At 68.1% G+C, this 18377-nt stretch carries 18 protein-coding genes; 8 read left to right on the top strand and 10 right to left on the bottom strand.

The window, feature by feature from the left end:
- Nucleotide 1 precedes the first annotated feature (1 nt).
- Nucleotides 2–1267 (bottom strand): SLC13 family permease, encoded by a 1266-nt coding sequence (locus GC106_RS03005; protein ID WP_173124033.1) that lies wholly within the window; start codon nucleotides 1265–1267, stop codon nucleotides 2–4.
- Nucleotides 1268–1377: 110 nt separating this feature from the next.
- On the opposite strand from GC106_RS03005, the gene GC106_RS03000 reads away from it, so the two are divergent.
- Genes GC106_RS03000 through GC106_RS48665 form a run of 3 tightly spaced genes read left to right on the top strand, consistent with a single transcriptional unit; the run spans nucleotide 1378 to nucleotide 5803 of the window.
- On the top strand, nucleotides 1378–2526 hold the full coding sequence (locus tag GC106_RS03000; RefSeq protein ID WP_173124031.1) for a pyridoxal-phosphate-dependent aminotransferase family protein: 1149 nt from the start codon (nucleotides 1378–1380) through the stop codon (nucleotides 2524–2526).
- Complete coding sequence (locus tag GC106_RS02995; protein WP_173124029.1) at nucleotides 2523–5330, top strand: FAD-binding and (Fe-S)-binding domain-containing protein; 2808 nt, start codon at nucleotides 2523–2525, stop codon at nucleotides 5328–5330. Before GC106_RS03000 ends, GC106_RS02995 begins: the two co-directional genes overlap by 4 nt.
- Nucleotides 5327–5803 (top strand): protein-tyrosine phosphatase family protein, encoded by a 477-nt coding sequence (locus tag GC106_RS48665; RefSeq protein WP_173124026.1) that lies wholly within the window; start codon nucleotides 5327–5329, stop codon nucleotides 5801–5803. The genes GC106_RS02995 and GC106_RS48665 overlap by 4 nt, the downstream gene beginning before the upstream one ends.
- Here the strand turns inward: GC106_RS48665 and GC106_RS02985 are convergent, their stop codons facing one another.
- The gene (locus GC106_RS02985) at nucleotides 5804–6700 is read right to left on the bottom strand and encodes a bile acid:sodium symporter family protein (protein WP_312872376.1); all 897 of its coding nucleotides are present in this window, start codon (nucleotides 6698–6700) and stop codon (nucleotides 5804–5806) included.
- A 172-nt stretch (nucleotides 6701–6872) separates the two neighbouring features.
- Between GC106_RS02985 and GC106_RS02980 the strand changes: the two genes are divergently transcribed.
- Nucleotides 6873–7817: an alpha/beta hydrolase gene (locus GC106_RS02980; protein ID WP_173124024.1), complete on the top strand. Its 945-nt coding sequence runs from the start codon at nucleotides 6873–6875 to the stop codon at nucleotides 7815–7817.
- Here the strand turns inward: GC106_RS02980 and GC106_RS02975 are convergent, their stop codons facing one another.
- The 8 genes from GC106_RS02975 to GC106_RS02940 form a co-directional block, all read right to left on the bottom strand.
- A complete protein-coding gene (locus tag GC106_RS02975; RefSeq protein WP_173124022.1) occupies nucleotides 7818–8279 on the bottom strand; it encodes a hypothetical protein in 462 nt (153 codons plus the stop codon).
- Nucleotides 8272–8832: an RNA polymerase sigma factor gene (locus GC106_RS02970; RefSeq protein ID WP_173124020.1), complete on the bottom strand. Its 561-nt coding sequence runs from the start codon at nucleotides 8830–8832 to the stop codon at nucleotides 8272–8274. Before GC106_RS02970 ends, GC106_RS02975 begins: the two co-directional genes overlap by 8 nt.
- A 55-nt stretch (nucleotides 8833–8887) precedes the next feature.
- A complete protein-coding gene (locus GC106_RS02965) occupies nucleotides 8888–9523 on the bottom strand; it encodes a class I SAM-dependent DNA methyltransferase (RefSeq protein ID WP_173124018.1) in 636 nt (211 codons plus the stop codon).
- A gap of 64 nt (nucleotides 9524–9587) precedes the next feature.
- Nucleotides 9588–9797: a hypothetical protein gene (locus GC106_RS02960; RefSeq protein ID WP_173124016.1), complete on the bottom strand. Its 210-nt coding sequence runs from the start codon at nucleotides 9795–9797 to the stop codon at nucleotides 9588–9590.
- 101 nt (nucleotides 9798–9898) lie between these two features.
- Nucleotides 9899–10783: an acyl-CoA dehydrogenase family protein gene (locus tag GC106_RS02955; protein ID WP_173124014.1), complete on the bottom strand. Its 885-nt coding sequence runs from the start codon at nucleotides 10781–10783 to the stop codon at nucleotides 9899–9901.
- Nucleotides 10780–11892: an acyl-CoA dehydrogenase family protein gene (locus GC106_RS02950; RefSeq protein ID WP_173124012.1), complete on the bottom strand. Its 1113-nt coding sequence runs from the start codon at nucleotides 11890–11892 to the stop codon at nucleotides 10780–10782. The genes GC106_RS02955 and GC106_RS02950 overlap by 4 nt, the downstream gene beginning before the upstream one ends.
- A 221-nt stretch (nucleotides 11893–12113) precedes the next feature.
- Nucleotides 12114–12944, bottom strand: a complete 831-nt coding sequence (locus GC106_RS02945) for an enoyl-CoA hydratase (protein WP_173124010.1) — start codon at nucleotides 12942–12944, stop codon at nucleotides 12114–12116.
- Entirely contained in the window at nucleotides 12941–14395 is a 1455-nt protein-coding gene (locus GC106_RS02940; RefSeq protein WP_312872375.1) for a FadD3 family acyl-CoA ligase, read from the bottom strand. The genes GC106_RS02945 and GC106_RS02940 overlap by 4 nt, the downstream gene beginning before the upstream one ends.
- 39 nt (nucleotides 14396–14434) lie before the next feature.
- Here GC106_RS02940 and GC106_RS02935 point away from each other — a divergent pair, with 39 nt between their 5' ends.
- The 4 genes from GC106_RS02935 (at nucleotide 14435) to GC106_RS02920 (ending at nucleotide 18336) form a co-directional block, all read left to right on the top strand.
- Nucleotides 14435–15580 (top strand): acyl-CoA dehydrogenase family protein, encoded by a 1146-nt coding sequence (locus tag GC106_RS02935; protein ID WP_312872374.1) that lies wholly within the window; start codon nucleotides 14435–14437, stop codon nucleotides 15578–15580.
- Between the two features lie 179 nt (nucleotides 15581–15759).
- Nucleotides 15760–16530 carry an SDR family oxidoreductase gene (locus GC106_RS02930; RefSeq protein ID WP_173124004.1) on the top strand — a complete coding sequence of 257 codons (771 nt, stop codon included), beginning with the start codon at nucleotides 15760–15762 and terminating at the stop codon, nucleotides 16528–16530.
- Entirely contained in the window at nucleotides 16530–17171 is a 642-nt protein-coding gene (locus tag GC106_RS02925) for a TetR/AcrR family transcriptional regulator (protein WP_173124002.1), read from the top strand. Before GC106_RS02930 ends, GC106_RS02925 begins: the two co-directional genes overlap by 1 nt.
- A gap of 13 nt (nucleotides 17172–17184) precedes the next feature.
- On the top strand, nucleotides 17185–18336 hold the full coding sequence (locus GC106_RS02920) for an acetyl-CoA C-acetyltransferase (protein ID WP_173124000.1): 1152 nt from the start codon (nucleotides 17185–17187) through the stop codon (nucleotides 18334–18336).
- Nucleotides 18337–18377: the final 41 nt, after the last annotated feature.

The raw sequence follows: 18377 nt of genomic DNA, 5'->3' as shown, positions 1-18377 counted from the left end.
CCTACAGCCAACCCGGAACGACGAGGACAAGCCATGTGACGAGCGGCGCCACCGCGATCATGGTGAAACCCCACGCCATCAACCGCTTGAACACCAGCTCACGGGACTCCGGCGGAGCACTGGCCACGGTCAGCGCGCCACTGGTGGAGAACGGGCTCGCGTCCACCACCGAAGACGACAGCGCGAGCGCCGTGATCAGCCCGATCGCCCCGACCTGTCCGGTCTGCAGGAACGGTACGGCCAGCGGGATCAGCGCGCCGAGAATGCCCGTCGTCGACGCGAACGCCGAGACCGCCGCGCCGATCAGGCAGATCAGCAACGCGCCGAGCAGCGGCACACCGATGCCCGCCACACCGTGGCCGAGGTAGTCGACCGTGCCGATGTCCTCCAGCAGGCTGACGTATGTCACGATGCCGCAGATCAGCAGGACTGTCGTCCACGCGACCCGGTCGACGGCGTCCCGCGTGGTCGACGGAGAGACCAGCGTGAGCACCACGACCACGGTGAGGGACAGCAGTCCGACGTCGAGGTCGAAGAACAACGCACCGACCGCGAGGCCGACGATGCCGACCAGAGTGAGAATCCGGTTGTGGTCCAACCGGACCGGTGCCTGGACCGTGCCCGGGCCGGAGGTGGGTGCGATCTCGTCGGTCACCTTGTGGCGCACCAGGTGCCGTCCGCCGAAGATGACGAACACCACCACGCTGAGCAGCAGGTTGAAGACGAAGGACGCGACGAACAACGTCATCGGGCTGCCCGGCAGGTCGCTGCGTTCCACCACGCCGTTTGTGATCCCGCCGAAGATGCTCAGCGGCGAGAACCCGCCCGCGCTGGCGCCGTTGATGACCAGCAGGCCCATCAGCACCGGGCTGATCTTGTACCGGGTGGCGAAGCCCATCGCGATCGGCGCGATGATCGCCACGGCCGCCGGGACGACCGCGCCGAACGCGGTCAGCACGGCGGTGATCAGGAACATGATCCACGGGATCGCCACGACCCGGCCGCCGACGATCCGGATGGCGACGCTGACCAGCCAGTCGACAGTGCCGTTGCTCTTGGCGATGGCGAACAGATACGTGACACCGACGAGGATCACGAAGAGGTTGCTGGGGAAACCGCCGACGATCTCGTCGGCCGACTTGTCCGCGGCGAGCGTGCCGACGGCGAACGCGGCGACGAACGCCAGCACACCCATGTTGATCGACAACGTGGTTCCGAGCACGAAGACCGCGACGAGAACCAGGATCGAGATGATCTCCACCGACATACGCGGCTCCGAGGGATTCCGCATTTCGGAATTAGCTGTTCGTCCATAGAAATTAGACGTATCGTCTGGATCACGTCAAGAGTTGACGAGCAGGAGAGGTATTCAGGGGTATGAGTTTCGCCAGCGGACGTCACTTTCTCCAGATCCCTGGCCCCACCAACGTTCCGGACCAGGTGCTCAGGGCCATGTCGGCGGCCACCATCGACCACCGTGGGCCGCGGTTCGCCGCACTGGTGCCCGAGGTCGTCGAACCGCTCAAGCCGGTGGTCGGCACGTCCGGTGACGTCGTGCTGTATCCGTCTTCCGGGACCGGTGCGTGGGAGGCCGCGCTGGTCAACACGTTGAGTCCCGGTGACCGCGTGCTGTGCTTCGAGACCGGGCACTTCGCCACGCTGTGGCAGGCGATGGCGCGGCAACTCGGCCTGGAGGTCGATTTCGTGCCGGGGGACTGGCGGCACGGTGTCGATCCGGCCGAGGTGCCGGCTCGGCTGACGCCCGACGTCAAAGCGGTCCTCGTGGTGCACAACGAGACTTCGACCGGCGTGACCAGCGACATCGCGGCCGTGCGGCGGGCCATGGGCGATCATCCGGCCTTGCTGATGGTGGATACGGTGTCCTCCCTGGGTTCCGTTGACTACCGGCACGACGAGTGGAATGTGGACGTCACCGTTTCCTGCTCCCAGAAAGGGCTCATGCTCCCGCCGGGGCTGGGGATCAACGCCGTCAGCGCCAAGGCACTCGCGGCGTCCGAGTCGGCTCGGCTGCCGAAGTCGTACTGGGACTGGAAACCGATCATCGAGGCCAACAAGCGAGGCGCTTTCCCTTACACACCACCGACGAATTTGCTGTACGGGCTGCGTGAGGCGTTGCGGATGCTGCACGCCGAGGGCCTTCCGCAGGTGTACGCCCGGCACGCCCGGCACGCGGCGGCAACCCGCGCGGCTGTGCAGGCCTGGGGCCTTGAGTTGTTGTGTGCCGATCCTCAGGCGTACTCGAACACGTTGACCGCGATCCTGATGCCCGAGGGCCATGACGCCGACAAGCTGCGTGAAGTGATCCTCGACCGGTTCGACATGTCACTGGGCGCCGGGCTCGGCAAGGTCGCGGGCAAGGTCTTCCGGATCGGGCATCTGGGCCACTTCAACGACCTCAGCCTCGCGGGCACGCTGTCCGGTGTCCAAATGGGACTGCGACTCGCCGGGGTGCCGGTGAAGCCGGACGGTGTCACGGCCGCGCTGTCGGTTTTGGCGGACGCATGAGTGACCTGGCAGAGGCGCTACGCAAGGCGCTCGACGGCGAAGTCGCGTTCGATTCGTACACGCGGCACTTGTTCTCACGCGACGCGAGCATGTACTCGATCACGCCTGAGGGCGTTGTGTTCCCACGGCACAGCGACGACGTGGTCGCGGCCGTCAGCATTGCCCGTTCGTATGGCGTTCCGGTGCTGGCGCGCGGCGGCGGCACAAGCCTGGCCGGCCAGACCGTGGGACCCGGTGTGGTGCTGGACTTCTCCCGGCACATGAACCGCATCCTGGCGCTGGACCCCGAAGCCGGGGTGGCACACGTCCAGCCCGGTGTCGTGCAGGACGACCTGAACCGGGCCGCGTCGGCGCACGGGATGATGTTCGGGCCGGACACGTCGACCAGCAACCGCGCCACGATCGGCGGGATGATCGGCAACAACTCCGCGGGCAGCGGGTCGGTCCGGTACGGCATGACGATCGACCACGTGCGGTCACTGGAAGTCGTGCTCTCCGACGGGAACACGGCCACCTTCGCGCCAGGAACGCCGTCGAGGTTCGACTCCGCGTTGACGGCGCTGGTGGACGCGAACCGGCCGGCCATCGCCGACGGTTTCCCCCGGTTCTGGCGGCGTGCGGGCGGGTACCGCCTGGACCGGTTGGCGGACGGTCCCTTCGACCTGGCCAAGTTCGTAGTCGGCTCCGAGGGCACGCTGGTCGTCGCGACGTCCGCGGTCGTCGGTCTCGTGCCCAAGCCGAAGCACACCGTGATCGCGGTCGGGCACTTCACCTCGATCGAGGCCGCCATCGCCGCGACCGACGACGCGCTGGCGTGCGACCCGGCCGCGGTCGAACTGATCGACAAGACGATCCTGGACCTGTCCCGGCAGAAACTGGAGTACCGGCGGCTCGCCAGTTTCCTGGCAGGCGACCCGGAAGCGCTGCTGTTCGTCACGTTCACCGGCGACACCCAGGCTGCCGCCGTCGCTGAGCTGGACCGCCTGGCTTCGTTGTGGGAGAAGCACTCCCACGGCTACCACACGCTGCGTGCCGAGACACCGGCGCAACAGAACGCGTTGCTCAAGGTCCGCAAAGCCGGGCTCGGCCTGCTGATGGCGTCGAGTGTCGGTTCACGGCGGCCGCAGGCCTTCGTGGAGGACACGGCCGTCCACCCGTCCCGGTTGATCGAGTACAGCACCAGGTTCCGGGAGATCCTGTCGCGGCACGGGATGAAGGCCGGGTTCTACGGGCACGCGTCGGTCGGCTGCCTGCACGTCCGGCCCTTCGTCGACCTCACCAACCCGGACGAGGTCGCGGCGATGCGGGCGGTCGCGGAGGAAGTCCGTGACCTGGTGGTCGAGTTCGGCGGCGCCAACTCCAGCGAACACGGCGACGGCCTGGTCCGCAGCGAGTTCAACCGCACACTGTTCGGCGACACCCTCTACGAGGCGATGCGCCAGGCCAAGCACATCTTCGACCCGGACAACGTGCTCAACCCCGGCAAGATCGTCGACTCGCCCGCGATGACCGACCATCTGCGGGACCCGGCACTGCCTGCGGCCAAACCGCTGACGACACACCTGACGTTCCTCGGCGACATGCGCAGCGCGGCGGACCGCTGCATGAACATCGGACTGTGCCGCAAGAGCGCGACCGGCGTGATGTGCCCGTCGTACATGGCCACCCGCAACGAGGAGGACTCCACCCGCGGCCGGGCGAACGCGCTCGTCAAGGCGCTGTCCTCGGCCGATCCGGCCGCTGCTCTCGGCGATTCGAGGCTGCACGAGGTTCTCGACCTGTGCCTGATGTGCAAGGCATGCAAGAGCGAATGCCCGCTCGGCGTGGACATGGCCGCGCTGAAGAGCGAAACTCTCGCCCAGAAGCACGCCCAGTCCGGTACTCCCCTGCGGTCCCGGGTCTTCGGTGCGATCAGGACGATGAACCGGCTCGGCTCGGCGACGGCCCCGGTGTCCAATCTGGCCGGACGCTTCCGCTTCGCCCGCAGGCTGCTGGGCATCGCCGCGCAACGGCCGTTGCCGGAGTTCAAGCGGGAGAACCTGATCCGCTGGTTCCGCCGTCACACCGGCTCCACTTCCGGCCGCACGGTCACGTTCCTCGCCGACTCGTTCACCACCTTCACCGAACCCGGTGTCGGCCGCGCCGCGATCTCGCTGCTGGAGCAGGCGGGCTGGCAGGTCCGGCTGGAGTCGTCCGGCTGCTGCGGCCGTGCGGGCATCTCCAAGGGACTGCTGGACGACGCCAAGACCAAGGCGACCGCGTTGACCGCGCGACTCGCTGCCACGGATGGCCCGATCGTCGGGTGCGAGCCGTCATGCGTGTACACGTTGCAGGACGAGTACTTGTCCTTGCTGCCGGACAACCCGGCCGTCAAGTCCGTCGCCGCACGCGTCCGGCAGGTGGAGGAGCTGCTCGTCGAAGCCATCGACCAGGGCGAACTCCGCCTCGGCTCGCAGTTCGACGGCCGGAAGATCCTGTACCACGGGCATTGCCACCAGAAAGCCGAAGTCGGCACGGCGGCGACGGTCGAGTTGTTGCGCCGCATCCCGGGCGCCACCGTGACCGAACTGGACGCCGGCTGCTGCGGGATGGCCGGGTCGTTCGGCTTCGAGGCCGAGCACTACGACATCTCGATGCAGGTCGGCGAGGACCGGCTGTTCCCGGCGATCCGCTCGTCGCCGGCCGACACGATTGTGGCGGCGACCGGCGTGTCCTGCCGCCAGCAGATCCGGCACGGCACCGAACGCCGGGCCCGGCATCCAGTTGAGCTGATCGCCGAATGTGCGGTTGACTCGGCTGTGTGAGACCGACGCTGTACACCGTCCCGCTCGACGGCCCCGGACAGCTGAGCATCATGGCCAAGCCCGACGCGGACTGGCTCGAAACGCAGCTGGCGGCGCTGCGTGAAGACGGTGTGGACGTGCTGGTCTCCGCGCTGACCCCGGCGGAAACGGCCGAGGCCGGCCTGGGGGACGAGGCACTGGAGGCCAGCGCCGCCGGGCTGCGGTTCGTGTCCCTGCCGATCACCGACATGGGTCTGCCGGACCGCGACTCGGTCATGCCGATCCTTCGCGAACTGGTGGCGGACCTGGCGGCAGGCAGGCACGTCGTGACCCACTGCTGGACAGGCGTCGGCCGCTCGTCCCTGCTCGCGGCGAGCCTGATGGTGCTGACCGGCATCACCCCGGACGAGGCCGTCCGCCGGATCTCGCAGGTACGCGGACGGGCCGTGCCGGAGACCGCCGAGCAGCGCGCCTGGATCTTCGACGTCCGGTGATCAGCCCGTGGCGGCCTCCTGGTGCACAGGGTGCTTGGTCCGCCTGCTCACCCAGTACGCGAAGACACCGGCGGGGATGAACATGACCACTCCGTAGACGGCGGCGGGAACCGCCATCTGTGCGTTGTTCAGCAGGGCCGGGCTGAGGGCGATGGTGATAGCCAGGGTGCTGTTGTGGATGCCGACCTCCATCGACGAGGCGATCGCCTGGCCGCGGCCGATCTTCAGCAGCCGCGGGATCGCGTAGCCGACCGACAGGCTGATCACGCAGAACAGCAGCGCGATGGCGCCGACGGCCTGCAGGTAGCCGCCGATGTTGGCGCGTTCCTGGAACACCGCCACCGCGATGGTGGCGACCATGAACACGATCGCGGCGATCTTGAGCGGCCGGAGCATGCGGTCGGCGAACGCGGGGAACCGCCGCCGGACCAGCATCCCGATCGCCACCGGCACCAGCACGATCGCGAACACCTGCAGCATCTTGTCGAACTGCAGGCCGAGTTCCTCCCCGCCGTCCATGAAGCCCGACAGCGACAGGTTCACCACGATCGGCAGCGTGATCACCGCGATCACGGCGTTGATCGCGGTCAGCGTGATGTTCAGCGCGACATCGCCGCCGGCCAGGTGGCTGAACAGGTTCGCCGTCGTGCCGCCGGGTGAGGCGGCGAGCAGCATCATCCCCACGGCGAGCGTCGGCGCCAGGCCGAACAGCACGACCAGGCCCAGGCAGATCGCGGGCAGCAGGACGACCTGGCAGACCAGGGCGACCACAGTGGCCTTCGGCACCGACGCCACCCGTTTGAAGTCCCGCATGGTCAGGGACATCCCCAGGCCGAGCATGATCACCCCGAGGGCGATCGGCAGGAACACCGTGGTCACCACGGACGATGAAGTCACTGGACACTCCCTGAACCGGACATTGGCGGTGATTGTGTCAACCAGATGGGCGTTCTACCAGTGCGTGTGCGACACCGTCCCAAGTCGTGATGTCCGTTAGCGGACAACAAGGTTGACAGGTAACCATGCCCCGGCCAAGTTGGGAACAGGGTGTCGGCCAGCGGAGGTCCGGATGCGCTTACGGGGACTGTTCCTGTCTTTGCTGCTTGTTCTGGGCGTTCTCGTCGGAGTACCCGCCTCGGCGGGCACCGGCGGCGCCACAGTGGTACGAGAGCAGCAACTGAGCGATCGGCTGCTTGAGCTGACCGTCCGCTCCGAAGCCGTCGGCCGCGAGGTCGGTGTCCGGCTGCTGCTGCCCAAGGACTGGCGACGCGCGCCGTACCGCAAATGGCCCACGCTGTACCTCCTGCACGGATGCTGTGACGGAGACACCGGCTATCGCTCGTGGACGGACAAAACCGACGTCGAGTCGTTCACGGCCCGGACCAATGTCCTCATTGTCATGCCCGAAGGCGGCACGGCCGGGTTCTATTCGGACTGGCTGAACGGACCGGCCTGGGAGACCTTCCACCTCACCGAGCTCAGGCGCCTGGTCGAGCGCAAGTACCGCTCCGGCCACGACCGCGTGGTGGCTGGCCTGTCCATGGGTGGCTTCGGCGCGTTGTCCTACGCCGCCAGGCATCCCGGTTTCTTCAAGGCGGCCGCGTCCTACAGCGGCGTCGTCCACACGACCTACCAGGGCAGCCGGTCGACCGACCTGGTGACCGGGATCGTTCGGCAGACCACGGGTGACCCCTTCGCGCTGTGGGGCGACCCCGTTGCCCAGGCCGGCACCTGGGCCGCCCACAACCCGTACGACCTGGCCGGGCGGCTTCGCGGCATCCCGGTCTACCTGTCCACCGGCAACGGCGAACCCGGACCGCTCGATCCGGCCGGCTCGGGGTTCGACGGCCTGGAACAACTCCTCGGCGAACAGACCGTGGCCGTCGCGGAACGCCTTCGTGCCAAGCACGTCCGCGTCCTCACCGACTTCTACGGCCCGGGCAGGCACACCTGGCCCTACTGGGAACGGGCGCTGCACCGGTCGTTCCCCCTGCTGCTGGCCGCCCTGAACTGATCACTTCTTCCCGCACTCCACCCCGGTGAGGGTGAACGAGCCGTCGTCGTTCTTGCGCATCCTGATCCGGGTCGGGACTTCCGCACCGACGACCTCGCTGAGGGCGGCTTCCAGCGACTCGCGTTGCGGCAGCAGCCTGACCACACCGGACGGGTCGCAGTGGACGGGGACGCCGGCGCTGACGCGCACCGGACCTCGCAGTTGCTTGTCGACGTCGTCCACGGCGCTGGCGTTGTCCACCGACACGGTGACGGTGCCGTCTTTGTTGTCCGTCACCGCATAGGCCGGACTGTCGGAAGGCACCAGCAGCACAGCGCCGACCGTCACTCCGGCCAAGGCCACCACGCCTGTCGCGATCCACGTGGGCTTCTCCGGGCGCGGCCCGGGACGCCGCGCGACAGCCAGTCGCGGGCCGTGGTCCCGCATCAGGTCGTCGAGCAACTGCTCTTCGAACTTATTCATGCTCTTCACCTACGATCTTCCGCAACTTGGCCCGCGCCCGGAACAGCCTGATCCGCAGCGCACCCGAGGAGATGCCCAACGCGGCCGCCGCCTCCGTGCGCTCAAGGCCCGCGATGTCGACGAGTTCGACGGCCTCCCGGTCGGCAGGCGCCAGCGCGGCCATGCCGTCGAGCAACTCCCTGCCACGACACTCCGCGTCGATCCGGACCACCAGCTCGGCGGCCTCGTCGACGCCGAGCTCGCGTCGCCCGGCCAGCCGTGCCGTCACGTCCTGGCCCCGGCTGACCCGCTCACAGTGCTGAGCGAAGACCCGCCGGGCGATGCCGAACAACCAGCCCCGCGGACTGCCCCTGGCCGGATCGAACGTGGGGAAGGACGTGATCGCCCGCACGAACGTGTCCGCGGTGAGGTCGGCGACCGTCTGCGGATCCGCCGTCCGCCGGGCGAAATACGCCGTCACCTCCTGGACGTGCGCGCGGTAGATCTGCTCGAACTCCGCCGCCAGCCCGGAAGCACCCGGCCGCTGCCCGGCCTCGGCCATCGTTTCGCTCACACCCGTTAGTTGCCGGGTGACGAGCCAGCCGTTACCGGGCGATACCGCGAAGCGATCAGGGCTTGCGAACCAGCAGGTGGGCCTGGTGGAACCGCTCGCCGTCGCGAGGCTCGCGCCGCAGCCGTCCGATCTCGGCGAAACCGGCCTGGCGCAACAGGTCCATCAGGCTGTCGGGCGACCAGCGATAGGCGAGCGTGACCTTGTGGTCGAACTCCTGCGGCAGCGGATCGTCACCGGCGAAGAAGCCGATCAGCAGGTGGCCGCCCGGCGCCAGCACCCGCTGGAACTCGGCGAAAACGATCGGCAGGTGCCGTGGCGGGGTGTGGATGGTGGAGTAGAGCGCGAGAATTCCGCCGAGAACTCCGTCAGCGAGGTCCAGGGCAGTCATCGACCCTTCGTCGAACCGCAGGTCCGGATGCGCTTGGCGGGCCAAGGCGACCATCTCGGAGGACAGATCGATCCCGAACGTCGTCGGCCCCAGCGCGTGCATGTATGCCGTCACATGGCCGGGACCACACCCGATGTCGGCGACCGGTCCGGCGTTGTGTGCCTGTACGAGTTCGGCGAACGCGGCCAGCAACCCCCGTTCCAGCGGTAAGGCCTCAAGGACGTCACTGAAAAGCTCGGCGTAGAGGCTCGCGACGGCGTCGTAGGCATGTTTGGTGTCGTGCAGGGCGGACGGTTCGATCACGGCGGAAACCTTAGTCCGTGGCCGGGTGGCCGCGGGGATTCGTGGATCTGCCCGGCCGCAGGGCTCAGAGTTGTCGACGGACGGTCCAGATCAGCCAGCGGCCGCCCGTGGCGCAGGTGGCGACGTCCCAGCCCTGGTTGCCCAGGTCGGACAGGACCTCGACGATCTTCTCCATACCGCCCCTGTGTGAGGTTTCCGCTGTCCCGGGCAGAGTGACAGTGCCCTTGTCGTAAGAGGCGGACCACGTGACCGTACCGAACTCGTACCTAGCCATGATGCCACCGTACCGTCGGACAGTCCTCCATTTCACGAATCAGCGCTCACAGCCACACAACAGTCCACTGAGGACGAGTGTCGCTGAACCGTGGACCTCGATCAATGAGGTCCGGCGGGGCGGGTCAAGGTCGCCATGACCCTTGCGCGGTGGACGGAGCCTGTGCCCCAGGCTGTGTGGAGGGCACGGACCTTGGATAACCAGAGGCTGAGATCGTTCTCGACGGTATAGCCGATGGCGCCGTGGACCTGGAGGGCCGTGCGTGCCGCGCGGTAGGCGGCATCGCCTGCGGCGATCTTCGCGGCGGACACTGGTACGGCGTTCAACGCGGCGCCGTAGACCACCGGCCTGGCGAGTTCGAGACCGACGTGCACGGACGCGAGCTGGTGCTTCACCGCTTGGAAGGACCCGATCGGCTTGCCGAACTGGGTGCGCTGCTTGACGTAGTCGACCGACCTGGCCAACAACGCCCGGCCCGCGCCCAGGAGTTGCGCGGAGCAGGCGAGCACACCTCGGTCGAACGCCCCGTCCAGTGGGCCGACCTCGGTCGCCGGGGTCACTTCGAACAACGCCCGGCACGGATCCACCGAACTGATCCGCTGACCCGGCGTTCCCGTGAAGAGCACGCCGTTTCGCAGCACGAATACTCGCTCCGCAACGTGGGCGTCCACCGCGTAGGGCACGTGCGGCGGTATGGCCACCGTCGCGAGTAACGCGCCGTCGGTGTGGCCCGGGAGGACGGCCAGCGTTTCGATAGCCGGTCCGGGAAGCGCGTGAAATCCGACGGCTTCCATGGCCACGACCAGATCGACGGGTTCGCCGTCCTGGGCGACGCTGGTGACGCCCAGGTCGGCGAGGTGCCGCCAGACCGCCAGACCCGGCTCGTGGTCGCCCGCCGCCCAAGCCCTGGCCACATCGGACTTGGCGAGCAGCGCGTCGAGCGTGTCGGCGAACTGGGCCTGTTCGGGGGAGAGTGCGAACTTCATCGAGGCAACCCCAGTATCCGCTCGGCCACCACATTGCGCTGGATCTCGTTGGTCCCCGCGTAGATGGGGCCCGCGAGCGAGAACACGTAGCCGTCCAGCCAGGGGCCGTCGGCCTCGCCTTCGCCGCCGAGCAGCTCCAGTGCTGTCTCGTGCATGGCGATGTCCAACTCGGACCAGAACAGCTTGTTCACACTGGACTCGGCACCCAGGCTGCCGCCTTCGGCCAGCCGGGCGACCGTGCCGAAGGTGTACAGGCGATAGGCCTGAGCTCCGATCCACGCGTCCACGACGCGATCGCGTAAAGCCGGATCAGGCAACGCCTGCCAGAGGCGGACGAGCCGTCCCGCGGTGGCCAGGAACCGCCCGGGACTACGCAAGGACAGCCCGCGTTCGTTGCTGGCCGTGCTCATCGCGACCTGCCAGCCGTTGTCCACAGCGCCGATCACGTCCTCGTCCGGCACGAACACGTCGTCGAGGAAGATCTCCGCGAACCCCGGCTCGCCGTCGAGCTGCGCGATCGGTCGCACGGTGACCCCGGGAGCCCGCAGCGAGAACATGAAGTACGTCAACCCGCGGTGCCGTTCGCCGGACGTGCGGAACAACCCGAAGCCACGATCGGCGAACGCGGCACGGGAACTCCACGTCTTCTGCCCGCTCAGCAACCACCCGCCGTCGGTTTTCGCCGCGGACGCCCGGATCGCGGCCAGATCACTGCCCGCCTCCGGTTCCGACCACGCCTGCGCCCAGACCTCCTCGGCACTGGCCATGGCGGGAAGCAGTCGCGCGCACTGCTCTGGTGTGCCATGCGCAAACAGGGTCGGTGCCAGCAGGAAGATCCCGTTCTGGCTGACCCGGGCAGGCGCACCGGCCGCGTAGTACTCCTCCTCGAAGACCAGCCACTGGAGCAGGGAAGCGTCTCTGCCGCCGTACTCCGCCGGCCACGACACCACCGACAGCCGTTCGTCGAAAAGCGTTCTCTCCCAGGCGCGATGGGCCTCGAACCCGTCGGCGGTGTCCAGCGAAGGCAGCTCGGACGGGACGTGCGCGGCGAGCCACGACCGGACTTCGGCCTGGAAGCCGAGGGTCGCGGGATCGAGGTCGAGATCCATGGATTCTCTTTCCGGACAGGAGAAGCGGAGCAGGGTGCCGTCACGGCATCAAGGTGCTGAGGGGCGCGCCACGGCATGGCGATTGCTGGGCGTTCGCGCACAACGGCGCGGGGTGCTCGTTCGCACCCCAGAACCTGGTCAGCCACACCGGTTCGTCGTGGATACGGGTGGCTGTACCGACGGTCAGCCCGGTAAGCGGAGAACCGCGAGGTGGGGAGTGGTCATGGGCGTTCTTTCATCGAGCGGGCGTCGAGGCCCGCGAGGGAGTCCGTGGAGACCTCGGCGTTGTGGGCGTGCGCGAAGTGGTGTAGTCCGAACACCGAGTCCATGCCCGAGCGCAGCCCCATCAGGTCTTCCGCCTGGTTCACGGCACGTTTGGCGAGGGCGAGCCCGAACTGCGGCATCTCGGCGATCCGGCCGGCGAGCCGTAACGTCTCCTCGGTCAATGATTCCCGGGGAACCACTCGGTTGACCATCCCCCAATCGTGGGCTTGCCGGGCGGTGAACCGATCACCCGTGAAGAGCACCTCCTTCGCGGCCCGGGGACCGAGGACCCATGGGTGGGCGAAGTACTCGACTCCCGGGATTCCCATCCGCACAACGGGATCCGAGAAGAAAGCGTCCTCGGCGGCGACGATCAGATCGCACACCCACGCCAGCATCAGCCCGCCCGCGATGCACGCGCCCTGCACCATCGCGATGGTGGGCTTGGGAATCTCCCGCCATCGGCGGCACATTCCCAGATACACCTCCATTTCCCGGGCGTACCGCTGGTCGCCGCCGGGCCGGTCGACGTGGTCCCACCACATCACGGCCCGGCGTTCGAACGACACGTCGACATCCCGCTCGGGCGTGCCTATGTCGTGCCCGGCCGAGAAGTGCTTTCCTTCTCCCGCAAGGACGATCACCTTCACGTCGGCGTCGTCGACCGCGGTCGCGAAGGCCGAGTCCAACGCGTACGTCATCGCCGAGTTCTGCGCGTTGCGGTACTCCGGCCGGTTCATCGTGACGATCGCGACCGGGCCTTGCCGCTCGTAGCGGACCACGCTCATGACTCTCCCCTTAGTACTCGCTTGAGGACCTTGCCCGACGGGTTGCGGGGCAGGGCCGGCAGGAACTCCACCCGCCGGGGCACTTTGAAGTTTGCCAGCAGGGTCCGACAAAAACTGATGACCTCCTGTTCGGACAGGTCAGCGCCGGCTTTGCGGACGATGTGCGCCTTGCCGACCTCGCCGAGGCGGGCGTCCGGGACACCGATCACCGCGGCCTCCGCGACACCGGGCAGGCGCGCCAGCGCCTGTTCCACCTCCGCGGGGTACACGTTGAACCCACCGCAGACGTACATGTCCTTCAAGCGGTCGGTGATCGTCAGGTTCCCTGCCGCGTCAAGGCTTCCGATGTCACCCGTGTGCAACCAGCCGTCCTGGTCGATCGCCGCGGCCGTTGCCTCGGGGTCGTCGAGGTAGCCGAGCATCACATTCGGGCCGCGCACGAGGATTTCACCCGATCCGGCGATTCGTACCTCGCAACCGGCGGCGGCGTGCCCCGCGGTGTGTGCGACCGTCGTGGCGCTGTCCTGCGGGGAACACAGTGTCACAACAGGACATTCGGTCAACCCGTATCCGGTGAGAACGGTGTCGCACAGCTCTTTGCGCATGCGCTCGACCAGGGTGACCGGGACGACGGCGGCGCCTGTCACGGCAAGGCGTATCCTGGGGAAGTCGGCCGGGTGGTCCAAAATAGACTGGTAGATCGTCGGCGCGCCGGGCAGAACCGTGATACGCTCGAGCGAGGTCAGCCGAATCGTCTCGGCAACATCGAACACAGCCTGCGGCACCATGGTCGCGCCCGTCAGCAGGCACGTCAGAATTCCCGCCTTGTAACCAAAGCTGTGAAAGAAGGGGTTCACGATGAGGTATCTGTCATCCGCGCTCAGCTCGGTCCGCGACGCCCAGGCCCGTGCCGCGGCGAGTGATTGCCTGTGGGCGCTCATGGCGCCCTTGCTGCGCCCCGTGGTGCCCGACGTGTAGAGGATGTCGGCCACGTCGTCCGGCTCGGCCGGTGACTCGAACGTGGCTTCCGGCCATTCCAGCGGCATCCGGAAGATCCGGACCCGGGAAGCGAGCGTGACGTCGGCTTCCAGCAAGTCCGCCTGCCGGTCCACGCCAAGGAATTCGCCTGCCACGAACAACCCTCGCGCACCGCTGCGGTTGATCACGTCCAGGGTCTCCGCCGTGGTGAAGCGGGTGTTGATCGGCACCAGAGTGGCGCCCGCGTACAGCACCCCAAGTGCTGACGTCACCCAGTGATGCGTGTTCGGCCCGAAGATGGCGACCCGGTCACCCCGGGTGACACCGCTCGCCGTCAGGCCGTACGCGACTGCCATCACGCGGGTGTGTAACTCGCGGAAGGTCAGCCTGACCTGGCCGTCGACCACTGCTTGCGCATCGCCGAAGCGCTCGGCCGCTTCGATGAGCGCGGCGGGAATCGTTTCTCGGCGCACACTCACCTCCTCAAGCAAATGCTTGGTAGGCTAGCCTACGTGAACGGCGACTTCCGTCAACAGCTGCGCGCCTGGCTCGCGGACAATCTGCGGGGCGAGTTCGCGAAGCTGCGCGGTGCCGGAGGTCCCGGCCGGGAGCACGAGCAGTACGAGTTACGCCGGGAATGGGACCGCACGCTGGCGCGGGCGGGGTGGAGCTGCCTCGGCTGGCCGGTGGAGCACGGCGGCCGTGGCGCGAGCACCCAGGAACAGGTGATCTTCCACGAGGAGTACGCGGCGGCCAACGCGCCCGCGCGTGTCAACCACATCGGAGAGGAGCTGCTCGGCCCGACGTTGATCGCGTTCGGCACACCGGCGCAACAAGCCCGGTTCCTGCCGAAGATCCGTGCTGTCGAAGAACTCTGGTGCCAGGGATATTCCGAACCGGGTGCCGGGTCCGACCTGGCGTCGGTGTCCACAACGGCCACAGTGGACGGCGACGACTGGGTGGTGACCGGCCAGAAGGTGTGGACGTCACTGGCGCACGAGGCGGACTGGTGTTTCGTGCTGGCTCGTACCGAACCCGGCTCGCGCAGGCGGGAAGGACTGTCGTACTTGCTGGTGCCGATGCGCCAGCCGGGCGTCGAGGTCCGGCCGATCCGTCAGCTCACCGGCACGTCGGAGTTCAACGAGGTGTTCTTCGACGGAGCCAGGACAAGCAAGGACATGGTCGTCGGCGAGGTGGGCGACGGCTGGCGGGTGGCCATGGCGACGCTCGCGTTCGAGCGTGGCGTGGCGACGCTGGGCCAACAGGTCGGGTTCCGGCGTGAACTGGACGCGCTGATCGATCTGGCCAAACGGAATGGGGCACTGGACAACCCGGTCATCAGGGAACGCCTGACGCGGTCCTGGATCGGTCTGGAGGTGATGCGGGCACACGCCGTGCGGACGCTGTCGCGCACGGATCCCGGCTACGAGGCGTCGGTGTCCAAGCTGGTGTGGGCACGCTGGCACCGTGAGCTCGGCGAGCTCGCGATGCAGGTCCGCGGCCCGGAGTCGATGGTGGCCGCGAACGGCGACCTGGACGAGTGGCAGCGGCTGTTCCTCTTCAGCCGCGCGGACACCATCTACGGCGGCTCGGACGAGATCCAACGCAACATCATCGCGGAGCGCGTGCTCGGCCTGCCGAAGGAACCTCGCGCATGACGGCGGGGATGTCGTCACAGCGGGGATGTCGTTCACGCCGCCGCGTCCGGCTCGCCAGACGTGTCAGGCGGAATGGACGGCGAAGGTGAGCACGAGTAGCAGGGGCGGCTGATGGCGGCGGTCCGCTCGGCACCGGGTGTCCGGGTGAACGTCCGGCCTGTCACCGATGGGAGATCTCGATGAACTATCCCGAGGGGCACGACCTCCTCAAGGGCAAGACCGTCGTGGTGACGGCGGCCGCCGGAACCGGGATCGGGTCGGCCACCGCGCGGCGGTGCCTCGAGGAAGGCGCGAACGTGGTCATCAGCGACCACCACGAACGCAGGCTGGCCGAGACCCTGGACGCGCTGAAGGCCGGGCACGGCGGCCGGGTCGCCGCGGTGGCCTGCGACGTGACCGACGAGGACCAGGTGCGGGCGTTGGTCCACGGCGCGGCGAGCACGTTCGGCCGGATCGACGTGATGATCAACAACGCCGGGCTGGGCGGTACCAGGTCGGTGCTGGACATGACCGACGACGAGTGGGGCAGGGTGCTCGACGTGACGCTCAACGGCACGTTCCGCTGCACGCGGGCGGCGTTGCGGCAGATGGTCGAGCAGGGGGACGGCGGCGCCATCGTCAACAACGCTTCGGTCGTCGGCTGGCGTGCGCAACGCGGTCAGGCACACTATGCGGCGGCGAAGGCCGGGGTCATGGCGTTCACCAGATGCGCGGCGATGGACGCGGCCGAACACGGGATCAGGGTCAACGCGGTGGCGCCGAGCCTGGCCGCGCACCCGTTCCTCGCCAAGGTGACCAGCGAGGAGCTGTTGACCGAACTGGCCGGGCGGGAGGCTTTCGGGCGTGCCGCGCGGCCATGGGAGGTCGCGAATGTGATGGTGTTCCTGGCCAGCGACTACGCCTCGTACATGACCGGCGAGGTGGTGTCGGTGAGCAGTCAGCACCCATGATGAGGAGTCAGCAGGTGAAGAAGGAGTCAGGGGCGGCGGCCGGTGTGTCGGCGCGCCGGGCGGAGCTGCTGCGGCTCGCCGCGGAGATGTTCGCCGAGCGCGGGTTCCGCGCGACGACCGTGCGCGACATCGCGGACGCCGCGGGCATCCTGTCGGGCAGCCTCTACCACCACTTCGACTCCAAGGAGTCCATGGTGGACGAGATCCTGACCGGCTTTCTCGACGAGCTGTTCGGCCGGTACCGGCAGATCGTCGAGTCCGGCATGCCGCCGAAGGCGACGCTCGAGGCGATCGTGACCGCCTCGCTGGAGAGCGTCGACAAGCAGCACGCGGCGGTCGCGATCTACCAGAACGACGCCAAGTACCTGGCGACGTTCGACCGGTTCGGCTACATCGCCGAGCGTGGCGTGGAGTTCCGCAAGATCTGGGTCGGCGTGCTCGAGGAGGGCGTGCGAGCCGGTGCGTTCCGTCCCGACCTCGACGTCGAGCTGGTGTACCGGTTCATCCGGGACACGGTGTGGGTCGCCGTGCACTGGTACCGGCCGGGCGGTCAGCTCTCCGCGCAGGACGTGGCGGAGCAGTACCTCGGCATCCTGCTGGACGGCATCTCCACCCGCCGCCGGCCGGTACGCCGTCCCTGAAGGGAGAGAACCCGTGTCCGAGGCGTACATCATCGATGCCGTACGCACTCCGGTCGGGCGGCGCGGCGGCGCGCTGTCCGGCATGCACCCCGCCGACCTGGGCGCGCACGTGATCAAGGCGTTGTTCGAGGGCAACCCGGTCGATCCCGGCGAGGTCGACGACGTGATCTTCGGCTGCGTGGACACACTGGGCCCGCAGGCCGGGGACATCGCCAGGACCGCGTGGCTGGCGGCGGGTTTCCCGGAGGAAGTGCCCGGGGTGACCGTGGACCGGCAGTGCGGTTCGAGCCAGCAGGCGCTGCACTTCGCCGCCCAGGCGGTGATCAGCGGCTCGGACCTGGTCGTGGCCGGTGGCGTGCAGAACATGAGCCAGATCCCGATCGGCTCGGCGATGGTGGTGGGCGAGCGGTTCGGCTTCCCGACACCGACCCACGGCTCGCACGGCTGGGACCACCGGTACGGCTCCGAGGAGATCTCCCAGTTCCGCTCGGCCGACATGATCGCCACCCGCTGGGACCTGTCGCGCTTCGAGATGGAGGAGTTCGCGCTCGCCAGTCACCGCAAGGCTATCGCGGCCCAGGACGCCGGACGGTTCACCCGTGAGATCGTGCCGGTGGACGGGTTCGAGCACGATGAGGGCCCGCGCCGGGACACCGACCTGGCCAAGATGGCCAAGCTCGCGCCGTTACGCCCGGACGGCCGGGTGACCGCCGCGCTGTCGAGCCAGATCTCCGACGGGGCGAGTGCGGTTCTCGTGGCGTCCGAACGGATGGTGCTGCGGCACAAGCTCACTCCACGTGCCCGCGTGCATCACATGTCGGCGCGCGGGTCCGACCCTATCTTCATGCTGACCGCACCGATCCGGGCCACCAGGCACGCGCTGGACCGGGCCGGCATGAGCGTCTCGGACATCGACCTGTTCGAGGCCAACGAGGCGTTCGCGAGCGTGGTTCTGGCGTGGGCGAAGGAACTCAAGGTCGACCTTGACCGGGTGAACGTGAACGGCGGCGCCATCGCCCTGGGCCATCCGATCGGCGCGACCGGGACTCGTCTGTTCACCACCCTGCTGCACGAACTGGAGCGCACCGGCGGGCGTTTCGGCCTACAGACGATGTGTGAAGGCGGCGGCCAGGCCAACGTGACGATCATCGAGCGCCTCGGCTGAGGGGGCGGGTTGGCGAACACATGCCACTGAACCGCCCGGTG

It is taken from the genome of Kibdelosporangium persicum (assembly GCF_013280595.1).
In the GTDB taxonomy this organism is placed as follows: Bacteria; Actinomycetota; Actinomycetes; order Mycobacteriales; family Pseudonocardiaceae; genus Kibdelosporangium; species Kibdelosporangium persicum.
This window is presented reverse-complemented; position numbering and strand designations above follow the sequence as displayed.